The sequence below is a fragment of the Collinsella aerofaciens genome (assembly GCF_028209625.1).
Classification (GTDB): Bacteria; Actinomycetota; Coriobacteriia; order Coriobacteriales; family Coriobacteriaceae; genus Collinsella; species Collinsella aerofaciens_AM.
On the sequence record NZ_JAQLDU010000010.1, the window covers coordinates 19,478 to 33,468 of the forward strand.

Sequence of the window (13,991 nt, forward strand, 5' to 3'; positions counted from 1 at the left end):
TATGGCGTTCCCGATTCGTAAAGGTGTTGCGCGCTCCTTGCGTTGCATGGTCGCGGCCATTTTCTGCGTGGTCGCGCTCGCTGTTCCCGCCCGTGCGTTTGCCGATACTCCCGCGATTGCCTATGACGGAAATGCGCGTCAGCTGACGGTCTCGGGGGCGACGGACTCCTCGGGGGAGCCCGATCTGTTTTTGGCCTTTAAAGATCTGATGCCTGGCGATGTGCGTGATCAGCAGATAGAGATTCGTGCCACGGGCGTAAAGTCCCAGGTGCGCGTGTTTGTGCGTGCCGTTGTCGATCACGAGACGGCACGCCTGCTGTCGCCCATTACCCTAACGGCGTCGGCGGGCGATGGCTCTGCAGGTTGGCTCCAGACAGGAACACCGGGCAGCGCGTTCGCTTATCCCACGCAAATCGCCACGTTTACGAGCGATGGCAGCACGGTGCTTAATTTGCAGCTAAACGTTCCGACATCGGTGGGCAACGAGGTTGCCGACGCAAACAAGACCATTCGCTGGGAGATTACCGCCGAGGACGATGGCGAGAAGATTCCCGTGCAGTCTGCTGACAGCAAGAAGCCCGGCTTGCTTGGTCTGGCGGCAACGGGCGACAACACGCTCACGTTGCTTTTGGTGTTGCTGACACTTGCAATCATCGCATTTATAGCCGCACTTCTTTTGTCCCGGAGGGATAAGCGCTAGGTTCATCTTCTAAACGCAACGCCCTCCCGGGCGGCGGGCACGAAGTTCCCTGCTCTACAGTCCTGCGCAAGACGAAGGCCACATTAAGTGGCCTTCTTTGCGTGCGGAACTCGCGATGAACTTCGAGCCCGCCGCTCGGGAGGGCGCCCCTTTATTGACGGAAGGCCTAATAAGCGGATATTCCATGCCCGGATGTATTCAGAGCGGGACGGGCTTTCCGGATGGGCGGTGTTTCGGAAAGTGTGTCCCAGAATCGGCGCTCAGAGTGGTCCCCACTTTCCGGTTGATGTCTTGTCCGGAAACTATGTCCCGGAATTAAGGCTTGGAATGGGATGCACTTTCCGGTTGAGAGCCTTAGCGGAAAGTGCGACCCGGAATTTACTCTTGAAGTGGGATGCGCTTTCCCAACAGGCCCTCAAGCGGAAACTGCGTCCCATTCCGAAGGCAGATTCCGGGACACACTTTCCGAATACAAAGAAGGTCACTTAATGTGGCCTTCAACTTATATATGTTCAGCGGATACCCCCATGACAAGCCGTGCTCCAACAACAAGGCGTCTGTCCGGGCGGAGGCATATAAGGTTCATCGCGAGTTCCGCACGCAAAGGAGGCCACTTAATGTGGCCTCCGTCTTGCGCAGGACTGTCCGAGCAGGGAACCTTATATGCCTCCGCCCGGACAGACGTTTCAGTTATGAGCGACCCGCTACTTGATCTTCGTCGTGCCCGGTGCCAGGTTGGGGTCGGTCTCGTTGGCCTCGGTCTGGAAGTGCTCGGTATACACGTTCTTGCCGTCGCGGAACATCTCGTAATACTGCATCTTGGCGTAATCCTCGCGCGCCTTGGTGGCGGCTGCGGCAGCGGCGTCGTCACCGGTGACGTTGGAGGAGAGCGCCCAGCGCAGGCTGGCGTCCTCGTAGCCGACCGAGTTGATGGCGGGCAGCGACTTGCGCAGCGTCATGTGCGCCTTCTGGTAGTCGGACAGCGGTGCGCCGATCAACTGCATAAGCTGCGTGGACAGGTAGTTGGTGGACAAGTCGTCGACCTCGCTTGTCTGGTCGCAGCCGGCAACGTCGTAGTTGGCCCAGATGATGTAGTCGGTCTGCCACAGACGCTCCTGGTGCGTGGCGTCGTCCTCGTTGGTAAACCACTTGTCATTGAACTTGGACGGGAAGAACGGCTGATGGTCGCCCCAGAACACCACGACCACCTTGCGGTCGAGCTTGCTTAAGGCGTTAAGGAAGTAGCGCAGCGCCTGGTCGGACTGCTCGATGCACGAGACATACTCGTCGACATCGGAGAGCGTGCCGTCCTCGACGGTCTTGGCGTCCAGGTCGGTCGTGTCGATGTTCAGGTGCATCTGCTTGTCGACCGGCAGCAGGCCCGTGTCGTAGCCCGAGTGGTTCTGCATGGTCACGTCGAAGATAAACTGCGGATCGGCGTTCTGGTCGAGCAGCTCAAGAATCTTGTCGTAGGTAGCCTGGTCGGTCACCATGCCGCGCAGGGTATCGGCTCCCTGGAAGTCGTTGATGGACAGGAACTGGTCAAAGCCAAAGTCCTTGTAGACGTTCTCGCGGTTCCAGTTGGTCGCGTGGTTGGGGTGCATGGCCGTGGTGGAATATCCGAGCGACTTGAACTGCTCTGCCAGGTTCCCAGTCGTTTCCATGTTGTAGATGGTGTAGGGATACACGCCCGAGCCCAGGTTGGCCATGGAGTTGCCGGTCATAAACTCAAACTCGGTATTGGCGGTACCGCCGCCGTAGGCGCTCACATAGAGCTTGCCGCGACTGAGGCAGTTGGACAGGCTCTTAAAGTACTGCGGACCCTCGTAGCCGGCGCGCATGTTCTGGTAGACCGACAGATCCGAGAACGTCTCGTTCATGATGGCGATGACCGTGGGCTTCTCGCTGTCGAACTGCTCCTTTGCGGCGGCGCGCTCGTCACTCTTGGCCGCGTCGGACTTGTCGTAGGCCTTGGCGTACTTTTTGAGCGTGGTCTTGGCATCGTCGACGGAGTAGTCGGCGGGTTTGGGCGGCTTGATGGACTGCGCCGCACTAATAAAGGCAGGCAGGTAGCCCTCGCGCCAGTAGCTCTCGAGCGGACGCCAGGTGTAGACGGTGATGCCGAGGGTGTTGTAGTAGTCGATAAGCGTGACATGCGCGGTCACGCCGCCCAGGCACAGCACCGCCACGAGCAGGTTGATGAGCAGCATGCGCTTGGCGTTGGCGGCACCCTTTTGACGGTGCGGTGCCACCAGGCCGGCGTACTCGCATAGCAGCATGGCGATGGCGGTAAAGCCCATGGACAGCACGCAGAACAGCGAGATGGAGAAGGTGTAGCCGTTGCCGGCGACTGCGGCGGCGGTGGAGATGGCCGAAAGGTCGCCCGGCTGGATGGGCATGGATTTAAACGTGATGACAAAGAACTCGGCAATGCCCAGGACAAAGAGGGCAAAGGCCAGGACCGCGGGAGCCGCGCCGTGGCGCTGGAACAGGAAGAACAGGCCGACCATGAGCGTGGTGATGATAGCCCACTCGAGCAGGATGCACAGGGGGTAGACCCAGGTAAAGTCGTGGTTGGACGAGACCTCCATGCCCAGCAGCGCAAAGACGCCGGCGAGCAGCAGGCACAGGACGGCGGCGACGAGCGGTTTGCCCACAAAGGCGCCGCGCAGACGGGCGAGCTTGCCGGTGGGAGCGGGGGCGTCGGGCGCGGCAAACGCAAAGACGCGCGGGGCGATACGGTCGCGGGCGATGCTGGCCCAAGCGCAGCCGGTGAGGATGGCATTGGTCAGGATGAGCATCACAAAGGCGAGCGGCTCGTTTTGGGCGACGAGGCCAATGGCGCCCCAAATGGTCAAAAAGAGCTGGAACAGGCCGAAGGCGACGCTCCACCCAAGAGCGCTTTTGGCAACGGTGCCCGACTGAGCGCGAATGGCCTTGGCCTCGCGCAAGACAAGGTAGACGGTCGCCGCAAGACCGACGAGCGAGATGGCGGCAGCGAACATGCTGAGACTCCTCACAAACTAAAACCTACGAAAGCGGGGGTTTACCCGATTGTTACCAAGATATGCGCTGCATTTGGTGACTGCGCACAACAACCAGCCATAATAACGCGCGTGCGTGGTGGTGTTGCGCAATGTAGCGGCGACCTGCGCGATAATGGACGGGAATTACACGGAAACGTAAAGGCTTCTTAAAGAAATGGCGAGGGTAGGGCGATGAGCGAGCAGGTTTGCAAGGCGGACATGGGCAGCGACGGAGCTGCGGTCGTGGATACATACGGCTATCCGGTCGAGACTACGGGCAACGCGGTACTGGACATCTTGGAGCATCGCTCGTCTACGCGTGCCTTCGCGCGTGATGACGATGACCGTCCCGTGGCGGTGACCGACGAACAGCGGGCGGCGATTCTGCATGCGGCGAGCCGTGCGCCGTCGGCAGGCGCCATGATGATGTATTCCATCGTGAGCATTCGTGAGCAGGCCACATTGGACCGCCTGGCCGACCTGTGCGATCATCAGCCCATGATCGCCAAGGCGCCCTGGGCACTCATATTTGTAGTCGACTATGCCAAGTGGATCGATCTGTTTGAGCACGTGGGTTGCTTTGAGCCCGAGTTTGTCGAGCGCACGGGCAAGTCGCCACGTCGTGCGCCGGGCCTGGGCGACTTTGCCATCGCGGCACAGGATGCCATGATCGCCGCTCAAAACGCCGTGGTTGCCGCCGAGGCCCTGGGGCTGGGGAGCTGCTATATCGGCGATGTCGTCGAGAACGCCGAGGAAGTCGCCGCGCTGCTGGACTTGCCTCCCTATACCATGCCGCTGTCGATGCTCATCATCGGCACGCCCCGCAAGGAGCGCCCGGCGATCGCGCATCCCGTGGTGAACCTGGTGCATGAGGAGCGTTATTGTCGCGCCGACGCCGCGACCTTGGATGCGCAGGTGGCCGAGATGGACGCGATGTTTCGCCCGCACGCCCGCGAGGTGGGCGAGCGCGTCGTCGATATCTACACCCGTAAGCACACGAGTCCCTTTATGGCCGAGATGAGCCGCTCTATGGAGTGGTGGTTCAAAAACTGGCTCGGAAAATGACGAATGTGACAAAGGGGGCATCCCTTTGTCACATTCCATATCGCCGCGGTGGCCTAAAGGCCGCATAAATGTTTATCTAGCTGGGAAAACGGTGCCATTAAAATATGGGCTGATTACATATAATCCCGTCGAACGTTAAAATTGGGAGGAAACCGGCTTATGGAACAAAAGGCAAAGGAAGTAGCCTCGCACGCTGCGATTCCTGTGAGCATCTCGGCGATGCTCGTCACGCTGGGCGTGGTGTATGGCGATATCGGCACCAGCCCCATGTATGTAACCAAGGCGCTCGTTGCCGGCAACGGCGGCATCGGAAGCGTCACGCAGGAGTTCGTGCTCGGCGCGCTCTCCCTTGTCGTGTGGACGGTCACGCTGCTGACGACCGTCAAGTACGTGCTGATCTCGCTGCGCGCCGACAACCACGGCGAGGGCGGCATCTTTGCCCTGTACAGCCTGGTCAAGCGCTGCGGCAAGTGGCTCATCATCCCCGCCATGCTGGGCGGCGCGGCGCTCCTCGCCGACGGCATCCTGACGCCTGCCGTTACCGTCACCACGGCCATCGAGGGCCTGCGCACCATCCCGGCGGTCCATGCCGTGCTCGGTGACGACCAGGGTCGTGTCGTCGCCATCACGCTTGCCATCATCATCGCGCTCTTCTTGGTGCAGCGCATCGGCACGGCCAAGATCGGTCACGCCTTCGGCCCCATCATGACGCTGTGGTTTTTGTTCCTGGGCGGCACGGGCCTGTTCTTTGTCTGCCAGTATCCCGCGGTGCTGCTGTGCCTCAACCCGTTGCGTGGCATCGCTTTTCTGCTGAGCCCCAACAACCATGCGGGCATCATGATTTTGGGCAGCTGCTTCCTCGCTACCACCGGTGCCGAGGCGCTCTATTCCGACATGGGCCATGTGGGCCGCGGCAACATCTATGCCACCTGGCCGTTCGTTAAGTGCTGCCTGCTGCTGTCCTACATGGGCCAGGGCGCGTGGCTTATCAACAACGCCGGCAACCCGGAGCTCATGGGTATCGCCGACCTCAACCCCTTCTACCAGATGCTCGCCCCGGGTCTGCGCCCCTTTGCCGTCGGCCTTTCCACCGTCGCGGCCATCATCGCCTCGCAGGCGCTCATCACCGGCGCATTCTCGCTGGTGTCCGAGGCCAGCCGCCTGGACCTCATGCCGCATATGCAGGTCTTCTATCCTGCCGAGACCAAGGGCCAGCTCTACATCCCCATGGTCAACAACGTCATGCTCGTGGGCTGCGTCGTCGTGGTGCTGCTGTTCCAGAACTCGGCGCACATGGAGGCCGCGTACGGCCTGGCCATTACCCTGACCATGATGTGCACGACAATGCTGCTCTTCTTCTATCTGCACGTGGAGCGCAATCTCAAGGTCGCGCCGTGGATCTTTGCCGCCTTCTTCCTTATGCTCGAGGGCTTCTTCTTTGTGAGCTCGCTCACCAAGTTCTTCCACGGCGGCTATTTCACCATCCTTATGGCCGCGCTCATCATGGGCATCATGGTGTGCTGGTACAACGGCACGGCGGTTGAGCAGCGCCAGTTTACGCTGCTGCCGCTGCGCAGCTATCTGCCGCAGCTCAAGCGCCTGCGCGACGACGATCGCTACGAGCTCGTGAGCGACAACATCGTGTACCTGACCAAGGACACCAACACCGACTATATCGACCGCGATATCGTCTACTCGATTTTGGACAAGCACCCCAAGCGCGCTCGTGCCTGGTGGTTCGTGAACGTCGAGACCATGGACGAGCCGCATACCTTTGCCTACTCGGTCGAGACGTTCGGCACCGACTACGTATTCCGCGTGCATCTGTACCTGGGCTATAAGATCAACCAGCGCGTCAATGCTTACCTGCGCCAGGTTGTTCAGGACCTGGCTGCCAGCGGCGAGCTGCCGGCGCAGACGCACGATTACTCGGTCTACAAGGATCCGGGCAACATCGGTACGTTTAAGTTCGTCATGATCCGCAAGCTGCTGGCGCCCGAAAGCGACGTGGAGCCCAGCGAGCGTACGGCCATCACGCTCAAGTACATCATCCGCCGCGCTGCCGGCACCCCCGCGCGCTGGTACGGCCTGGAGAACTCCAACGTGAGCTTTGAGTACGTGCCGCTGTTCACCAAGTTTAAGGCCGTGAGCAAGATGCAGCGCCTGGCTCCCGACGAGCGCCCGTAGACTGCAAGGCTATACACTTGGAACCACCACAAGGGGAAACCACCACAAAGGTGCCTGTCCCCTTTGTGGTGGTTTTTGTTTTTGAGAGAGGGGCGGGGCGCTGATGGACGTCCGTGCGGACGGCGATATTGCCGAGAACTTTTGGTGGCGGCGTACAACGCTGACGCGTCGCAGTCCTCTGTATGACGCCTGCGTATCGGCGGGGCTGCTAGCCGCGGCGACGATTGTGGGCGCGCTGCTCGACCATCCGGGGCTCGCGCCGAGCATCATGATCGTCTATGTGCTCGCCGTGCAGCTGTGCGCTTTCTTTACCTGGAGCCGCCTGTACTGCCTGCTGAGCTCGGCTGCCGCCGTGGCGCTCTACAACTTCTTGTTTGTCGACCCGCGCTACGCGCTGTCGTTTATCGACCGCGTCTATCCCGGCATGTTCTTTATCATGTTTGCGGTCTCGCTCGTATCGAGCTCGATCGCGCTGGCCCTGCGCCGCGCCTTGGCGCAGGCTGCCGCCAGCGACCGTCGCACGCAGATGGTGCTCGAGACCAACCGCATGCTGCAGCGGTGTGGCGATCAGCAACAGATTGTGCACGCTATGGCAACGCAGCTGGCGCGTCTTTCGGACTGTCCGGTCGTGTGGTATAGCGCCGATGCCGATAACGATGACCTGCTGCCGCGCACGACGTACACGGCCGTGGGCGATGCCGCGCCGGTACACCAGCTGGCGCCCCAGATGCCGCCGCGGCTCTCGGCGTCCGCCTATGTGGGAACGCCGCTCGATGCCACCTATGGCGCCTCGGCGTTCTACGGCATATACCTGACCGTGCGCTCGGGCGACACCATGGTGCGCGCGGGTGATCCCGCCTCGGTGGTGGGGGTGTTCGCCATTGTCGCCGAGCCCGATGCGCTGACGCCCGAGGAGCGGACGCTTGCCGATGCCATCGTGAGCGAAGGCGAGCTGGCGCTCGATCGCGCCCGCGCCATGGAGGCCCGCGAGGAAGCGGCGGTGCTTGCTAAAAACGAGCAGCTGCGCGCCAACTTGCTGCGCTCCATCTCGCACGATCTGCGCACGCCGCTTACCAGTATTTCGGGTAATGCCGACGTGTTGCTCGACCAGGGCTCGACCGGCACGGCTGTGCTCGACGACCAGACGCGCCGCGGCATGCTCCTATCCATTCGCTCGGACGCGCAATGGCTCAACGCCACTGTCGAGAATCTGCTCGCCATCACCAAGCTCGAGGGTGGCGGTATGCGCCTGTCGACCACGCTCGAGCTCATGGACGATATCGTCGAGGAGGCGCTGCGCCACGTGAACCCGGCCGTGCGCGAGCACGACCTTAAGGTGGTGGCGTGCGATGAGCCGGCGCTCGTCAACGTCGACGCGCGCCTGATGGTGCAGCTGGTGGTAAACCTGGTGAACAACGCCATTACCTACACGCCCGCGGGCTCGCATATCGTGATTTCGATTAGCGTCGACGGCGGGTGCGTGAGGTGTTCGGTCGCCGACGACGGCCCGGGCATTGCGCCCGAGGACCGCGAGCGCATCTTTGAGTCGTTCTACACCGCCAACCATGGCCTGGCCGACAGCTGCCGCAGTGTGGGCTTGGGACTATCCCTGTGCCGCTCCATTATGTTGGCACATGGCGGTAGCATAGAGGTTGCCGCGGCGGATCCACACGGTTCGGTCTTTACGATTGAGCTTCCCGCCGCCGATGTTTCGTTTGATAAGGAGTAGCGCCGTGCCGAACTCTGCCGCAAAACCGCTCATCTTGGTCGTTGAGGACGATCCCGCCGTCCGCAACCTTATCGTTGCCGCGCTCGAGGCACACGGCTTGCGCCATATGGCGGTGGAGACCGCCCACGCCGCCATTGCCGCCGCCTCGTCGCAGGCGCCGAGCATTGTGCTGCTCGATCTGGGCCTGCCCGATATGGACGGCGTCAAGGTGGTGGAGTCGGTGCGCGCGTGGTCGGGCATGCCGATCATCGTGGTCTCGGCACGCAGCGAGGACGCGGACAAGATCCGCGCGCTCGATGCCGGCGCCGACGACTACCTGACCAAGCCGTTTTCGGTCGAGGAGCTGCTCGCGCGCATTCGCACGACGCTCAGGCGCCTTTCGTATGCGCAAACGGGCGGCGTTGCCTCCGAGGGCTCGTTCGATACCGGTGAGCTGCATATCAATTTTGATGCCGGCATCGCCACGATGGATGGCGAGGAGCTGCATCTGACGCCGATTGAGTACAAGCTTTTGTGCTTGCTGGCGCACAACGCCGACAAGGTGCTGACGCACCAGTTTATCTTGCACGAGATTTGGGGCACGGCGACCAAGAGCGACCTGGCGAGCCTGCGTGTCTTTATGGGCACGTTGCGTAAGAAGATCGAGTCCGACCCCGCGCATCCGCGTTACATCCAAACCCATGTAGGCATTGGCTACCGCCTGGTCACCCAAGGCTAGATCGCCAACCACCATCCCAATATGAGTTGCGGTGAAATACGGTCTAAATTTGCCTAATTCCAGGCAAAACAGTCCGTATTCCACCGCAACTTTGTTATCTGCCCTTAGGCTTGCTGGCGTAGAACTTCTTCTTTTTGGGCTTGCCGGCGGGGGAGGGTTTGCCGGCAAAGTTGGACTTGCCGTTGCCGGCCTGCGCGTGCGCGGGTACTGCCGCACGGGGCTTGCGGGCCTCGGGGTTGCGCAGCTCCTCGGTTCGCTCGGCAATTTCCTCGGCGCTAAAGCCGACCTCGGCCATGGCGTCCTCGATGGGCAGGCGGCGCACGATATAGCAATGGTGCACCTTCTGGTTGCGTGCGAAGTCCTCGGGGATGGTCTGCGCCGTAATGTCCTCCAGCACCACGCCCGCGCGTGCGAGCTTGCGTGTCTCGGGGCGGAAGCCTCGCAGGTTGCAGCTAAAGATGGCATGGCCGCCCTGTGCGAGCAGGCGCGATACGCCGGCCAACAGCTCAACATGGTCGCGCTGGACATCCCAGGTGCGGCGGCCCATCTTGGACGAGTTCGAGAACGTGGGCGGATCGACAAAAATCAGGTCCCAGCGGTTGCGCGTCTGGCGCTGGTCGCGAATCCAGGCGAGCACGTCGTCGCGCACAAAGTGATGCTGCGGACCCACAAAGCCGTTCTGGCGCATGTTGCGCTCGGCCCAGTCCAGGTAGGTGTTGGAGAGGTCGACCGTCACGGTTTCCTCGACGCCGCCGTCGGCCGCATAGCAGGTAGCGGTGCCGGTGTAGGCGAACAGGTTGAGGAAGCGGCGTGCCTGCTTGCCGTGCTCGCGCACCAGATCGCGCGTGACGCGGTGGTCCAAGAAGATGCCCACGTCCAGGTAGTCGTCAAAGTTGACGGCAAAGGTAAGACCGCCTTCCTCGATGAGCGGCAGGCGACGGCGCGCGATGTTGGCGCGCTCGCCCGAGCCGCCCTTGCCGGCGCCCTGCTTGCCGTACTGCGAGCCGCCGCGCGAACGCATGCGTGCCTTGGCGTGCACGTGCTCGGCCGGAACATCCAGGATGCGCGGCGCGATGGCCAAGATATCGAGCATGCGGGCCTGGGCCAGCGCCGGGTCGATGGTCTTGGGTGCGGCGTATTCGGCGATGACGAGCCAACGGCCCGGTGTCTGCGGGCAGCCCTCGTACAGGTCGATGGCGGCGGAGTAATCGGGCAGGTCGGCATCGTAGACGCGGTAGCAGCTCACGCCCTCGCGCTTGGCCCACTTGCGGCGCAGGCGTGCGTTCTTGCGCAGGCGGTTGGCGAACTGCTCGGACTCGGGGATGAGCACGGGCAGCGGCTTGCCGTCGCCCAGGTCGAGCGTGGCAGCGGGCTCGGGCATGGCGGGGGCTTCGTCGCCGATGACGTCGTCGGCGACCGCGGTCTGCTCCTCGGCATCCGCGCTGGTCGCAGCTTCAAACGCTGCGGCGGCGTGGTCGAGCGAGGGCCAAACCTCGATAGTCGCCTCTTCGTTGTTGGGCATGACGGCAATGGAGCGCGCGGGCTCGGCATGGAGCGCGCGGGCCAGCAGGCCGTCGCGGGTGAGCGCGGCGACCGGTGCCGAAGCAAGCTCGGGCGCGCGGCGCAGCTCGCCGACCAGCGTCATGGCGTCATGCATAAGCGAAAGCGGCGTCTCGGTGGTGTCTGCGACCACGGCAACGCCGGCGACAGCACCCGCATGGTCCAGCACGGTGGCGGACTTGGCGGCGCAAAAATCGACAAAGCGCTTGTAGCCGGCACACTTAACCATGCGCTCAGCGGTCTTGCGGGCGGCGGGGTCGATGTCCACGGCCACGATGCGCACCTGGCGCTCGCGCGCTGCCGCCTCGCGCTCGCGTGCCTCGGCGAGCAGCTGCTCCCACAGGGCGGCGTCGTGCAGCTGCCAGCCCTCAAAGCCCCAGTGCTCGCGGGCGGCGCCCGGAGCGCGGTCGGTTAGGATATTCACGGCCTCTAGCAGCAGGCCGCCGCCGGCGCACGAGGCGTCGACCAGCGTGGGCAGGGCTTCGTTCTCGTAATCGTCGGCCGTTAGCTCGCGCTCGCACAGTGCAGTCCAGCCGACCTGCGCCAGCACCAAGGCGGCGTAGTCGGGGCGCAGCACGTGTGAGCCCTCGCCGGCGCGGGTTGCGGCGGGCGGCAGGCGCTTGAACAGCGGGTCGCCCGAAAGGTCCAGGCTTATGCTCGCCCGGCGCTGGCGCAGCGAGAGCAGCAGGTGGACATCGGGATCGGCGGCATCGACATCGGCGCGACGGCCCGTGGTCTCGGCCAGGCGGTCGCACAGTGCATCCTTGGCGCGCAGGGCCGAGAAGCGCGTGTTGCGCAGCTGCTCGGTCACGCCGCGGGCGGTGATGGCAATCGTGGCGCCGGGGCGGACGATGTTTTCCCAGGCAATGTCGTAAACGCCGTCGTACAGCTCGTCGGCGTCTTGCGCCTCAAAGCGCCCGAGTACCACAAACACGCGGCTGGCCAGGCGCGACCACAGGCACGCGCGAAGGCCTTGCTCAAGCTCGCCCTCAAACGTGGCGCGGCCCTTAAGGCGGCGTACATGCGAAAGCCCGAGCCGTTTAAGCTCGTCGGCGAGTGCGGGCTCAAAGCCCTCGGGGCAGCTTGCATAAAATTCCATGGGTGACCTCTCTGGTTGCGTCGCTCCATTATATGATGGATGCTTCGTTTGCCATCGCCCTCGAAAGGAACCCATATGATTGATGCGTGCCCCGATTCCGCCGTGCTCTTTTTTGACGTGGACGGCACGCTGACGTCGTTCGATCCCGACAGCATGACCGATAAGGACTTCTCGGCGGTGCGTCCCTCGCAGGCGGTCATCGAGGCGTTTCATCGCCTGCGCGATGCGGGGCACAAGGCGTTTATCTGCACGGGTCGTCCCTTGTGGCTGATTGCGGACAGCCTGCGCGCGCTCGACCCTGCGGGTGTCGTGGCCATGGCGGGCGCCACGCTCGAGGTCGAGGGGCGTGTGGTGCACGAGGATTGCATTGACGGGGGCATTGTCGAGGAGCTTGCGCGTCGCATTGTTGCGGCAGGGTTCGAGGCCTTTTTCGAGGCCAACGAGGCAACCTTTGCGCTGGAGCCTGCGGGCGTTGAACAATCGTCTTTGATCGGCACCGCTGTGGTGCATAGCGCCGAAGAAATGCGCATCGACGGTCATCTGCGTGTGGGCAAGGTGTGCCTCAACGCGCCCGGCTTGGCTCGCGTGGCCAACGACGACGGCTTTATCGATCGCAACTTTGAGCTGTGCAATACCGGCGGCCAGAATCGCGAGCTGAGCCCCAAGGGTATCGACAAGGGCGTGGGCGTGGCACGTGCGCTGGAGTATCTGGGCCGCACGGGCAACGAGCGCACCTTTGGCTTTGGCGATTCGGGCAACGACCTGGGCATGCTTGCCGCCGTCGAGACGGCTGTCGCCATGGGCAACGCCATGCCCGAGGTCAAGGCGGTCGCCGACTACGTGACCGACGATGTCGCACACGACGGCACCGTCACGGCCATGCGCCACTTTGGGTTGATCTAGCGCTGCGCGCGTCCCAGCCACCGCATCTCGCCGTTCAAGCCGTCGCTCGCGTACCAAAGTACGCATCGCTCCTCTTTCACGGCGACCTGCGGCACTTGGAACACGCTCGCTGACGTTTGCTCAAACTGAGACTTTCTACTTTTGCATGCTCAACCGATTTATCAATCCAAACACTGAGGTGTTTATACCGTTCGCCGAGAAGATAAAAACCCGCAGCTCACGCCTTGATAAACATAGGTAAAGTGTTTAGCAGTTTACCGGCCTTGTGCAAACGGAAGGAATCAGGCAGATGGCAATCAAGGTGTTCGCTGACGGTGCAAACCTCGAGGGCATGCTCGACATGTACGAGAACGGCAACGTTCAGGGTTTCACGACCAACCCGTCCCTTATGAAGAAGGGCGGCGTGACGGATTACCGTGCGTTTGCCAAGGAGGTTCTGGCCCACATCACCGATGTGTCCGTGTCGTTTGAGGTCTTTGCCGACGACGTCGAGACCATGGAGATCGAGGCCCGCGAGATCGCTACCTGGGCCGAGAACGTCTATGTCAAGATTCCGTGCGTGACCACCAAGGGCGAGTCCACGGCCGAGTTGGTGCGCAAGCTTTCCGCCGACGGCATTAAGGTCAACGTCACCACCATCTTTACGCCTGCGCAGGTCGACGAGATGGTCGACGCTGTCGACGCCGAGACGCCGTCCATCATCTCGCTCTTTGCCGGCCGTATCGCCGACACGGGTGTCGATCCCATTCCGTTTATGACGGAGTCGGTCAAGAAGGCCGCCGCCAAGCCCAACTGCGAGGTCCTGTGGGCGTCCACGCGCGAGCTTATCAACATTTACCAGGCGCAGGCCTGCGGCTGTCAGATCATCACGGTGCCCAACAGCATCCTGGCCAAGCGCAAGAACATCGGTCGCGATCCGTACGAGGTCTCGCTCGATACCGTGCGCGGTTTTGCCAAGGATATCGCCGCCCTGGGCTTCCATATCCTGCCGTAAGCAAAGGTAC

General features: G+C 62.4%; 9 protein-coding genes. 7 read left to right on the top strand and 2 right to left on the bottom strand.

Annotation, left to right across the window (positions count from 1 at the left end):
- Window position 1: 1 nt before the first annotated feature.
- Window positions 2–700, top strand: coding sequence for a hypothetical protein (locus PMW70_RS06030; RefSeq protein ID WP_117564342.1), 699 nt, complete (start codon window positions 2–4; stop codon window positions 698–700).
- A 704-nt stretch (window positions 701–1,404) separates the two neighbouring features.
- Here PMW70_RS06030 and PMW70_RS06035 read toward each other — a convergent pair.
- A complete protein-coding gene (locus PMW70_RS06035; protein WP_271744188.1) occupies window positions 1,405–3,705 on the bottom strand; it encodes an LTA synthase family protein in 2,301 nt (766 codons plus the stop codon).
- 213 nt (window positions 3,706–3,918) lie between these two features.
- Here PMW70_RS06035 and PMW70_RS06040 point away from each other — a divergent pair, with 213 nt between their 5' ends.
- From PMW70_RS06040 to PMW70_RS06055, 4 genes are all read left to right on the top strand, one after another.
- Window positions 3,919–4,791 (top strand): nitroreductase family protein, encoded by an 873-nt coding sequence (locus tag PMW70_RS06040; protein ID WP_117629824.1) that lies wholly within the window; start codon window positions 3,919–3,921, stop codon window positions 4,789–4,791.
- A 159-nt stretch (window positions 4,792–4,950) separates the two neighbouring features.
- The gene (locus PMW70_RS06045) at window positions 4,951–6,978 is read left to right on the top strand and encodes a KUP/HAK/KT family potassium transporter (protein WP_089573158.1); all 2,028 of its coding nucleotides are present in this window, start codon (window positions 4,951–4,953) and stop codon (window positions 6,976–6,978) included.
- Window positions 6,979–7,081: 103 nt separating this feature from the next.
- Window positions 7,082–8,707: a sensor histidine kinase gene (locus tag PMW70_RS06050; RefSeq protein ID WP_271744191.1), complete on the top strand. Its 1,626-nt coding sequence runs from the start codon at window positions 7,082–7,084 to the stop codon at window positions 8,705–8,707.
- A 4-nt stretch (window positions 8,708–8,711) separates the two neighbouring features.
- Window positions 8,712–9,425 (top strand): response regulator, encoded by a 714-nt coding sequence (locus PMW70_RS06055; RefSeq protein WP_233541304.1) that lies wholly within the window; start codon window positions 8,712–8,714, stop codon window positions 9,423–9,425.
- A gap of 94 nt (window positions 9,426–9,519) precedes the next feature.
- On the opposite strand, the gene rlmKL is transcribed toward PMW70_RS06055, so the two are convergent.
- Entirely contained in the window at window positions 9,520–12,084 is a 2,565-nt protein-coding gene (gene rlmKL / locus PMW70_RS06060) for a bifunctional 23S rRNA (guanine(2069)-N(7))-methyltransferase RlmK/23S rRNA (guanine(2445)-N(2))-methyltransferase RlmL (RefSeq protein WP_271744193.1), read from the bottom strand.
- A gap of 75 nt (window positions 12,085–12,159) precedes the next feature.
- On the opposite strand from rlmKL, the gene PMW70_RS06065 reads away from it, so the two are divergent.
- A complete protein-coding gene (locus PMW70_RS06065) occupies window positions 12,160–12,987 on the top strand; it encodes an HAD-IIB family hydrolase (protein WP_158566127.1) in 828 nt (275 codons plus the stop codon).
- Between the two features lie 289 nt (window positions 12,988–13,276).
- On the top strand, window positions 13,277–13,981 hold the full coding sequence (locus PMW70_RS06070; protein ID WP_271744195.1) for a transaldolase: 705 nt from the start codon (window positions 13,277–13,279) through the stop codon (window positions 13,979–13,981).
- Window positions 13,982–13,991: the final 10 nt, after the last annotated feature.

Coding starts and splice junctions, on each gene's coding strand:
- PMW70_RS06035 (WP_271744188.1), bottom strand. CDS start 3,705: ATGTTCGCTGCCGCCATCTCGCTCGTCGGTCTTGCGGCGACCGTCTAC.
- PMW70_RS06065 (WP_158566127.1), top strand. CDS start 12,160: ATGATTGATGCGTGCCCCGATTCCGCCGTGCTCTTTTTTGACGTGGAC.
- PMW70_RS06050 (WP_271744191.1), top strand. CDS start 7,082: ATGGACGTCCGTGCGGACGGCGATATTGCCGAGAACTTTTGGTGGCGG.
- PMW70_RS06045 (WP_089573158.1), top strand. CDS start 4,951: ATGGAACAAAAGGCAAAGGAAGTAGCCTCGCACGCTGCGATTCCTGTG.
- PMW70_RS06030 (WP_117564342.1), top strand. CDS start 2: ATGGCGTTCCCGATTCGTAAAGGTGTTGCGCGCTCCTTGCGTTGCATG.
- PMW70_RS06040 (WP_117629824.1), top strand. CDS start 3,919: ATGAGCGAGCAGGTTTGCAAGGCGGACATGGGCAGCGACGGAGCTGCG.
- rlmKL (WP_271744193.1), bottom strand. CDS start 12,084: ATGGAATTTTATGCAAGCTGCCCCGAGGGCTTTGAGCCCGCACTCGCC.
- PMW70_RS06070 (WP_271744195.1), top strand. CDS start 13,277: ATGGCAATCAAGGTGTTCGCTGACGGTGCAAACCTCGAGGGCATGCTC.